This is a genomic window from Bartonella sp. AP150HLJHH, from assembly GCF_042196385.1.
Lineage (GTDB): Bacteria > Pseudomonadota > Alphaproteobacteria > Rhizobiales > Rhizobiaceae > Bartonella.
In genome coordinates, this window is record NZ_JBHIQC010000144.1 from 1 (window position 1) to 570 (window position 570).

At 48.1% G+C, this 570-nt stretch carries 1 pseudogene; it reads left to right on the plus strand.

The features are described from left to right. Positions 1–421, plus strand: a pseudogene (locus ACFING_RS10130) (capsid protein); the annotation flags it as partial. Positions 422–570 lie beyond the last annotated feature (149 nt).

Here is a 570-nt window from a genome sequence, read left to right on the forward strand (position 1 = left end):
GGGCAAAGTTGTTTGGTCAAAACTCAAACGTCATCCCAAAATCATTAAAGCCGTTAAAGGGGGTGGCACTGCTGATGGTTTTGTCACCAAGGCGCAATTTGCTGATCTGATGGAAATACACCCCGATCGTTTACTCATTGGTGAATCGCAAGTGAATTTGGCACGTAAAGGGCGTTCGGCACAATTGGCACGCGTGTGGGGCAATAAGATTGCACTGCTTTATATTGACCCCACCAAACAACAGGCAGATGGTTCGGTGATCAGTTGGGGTTTTAGCGCCCAGTTGGGCGAACGTTTGTCTGGAGTGATCCAAGATCCAGATATCGGCTTATCAGGTGGTAAACGGGTGCGTGTGGGGGAACGTGTGTGTGAATTGGTTGCCGCAAAAGATGCCGGCGTTTTGTTGCAAGAAGTTGTCTAAGGGAAACTTTTAAACATGGCTTATGCAAGCAAAACATTGATTGAAGAGCTCTGGGGTGATGACTTCTTGGATGATTTGTGCGGGATGGATGAGAATTCTGATCCAGTTTTTTCAGAGCAAGCCATTGCCCGCGCGCTCGAACAGGCAAG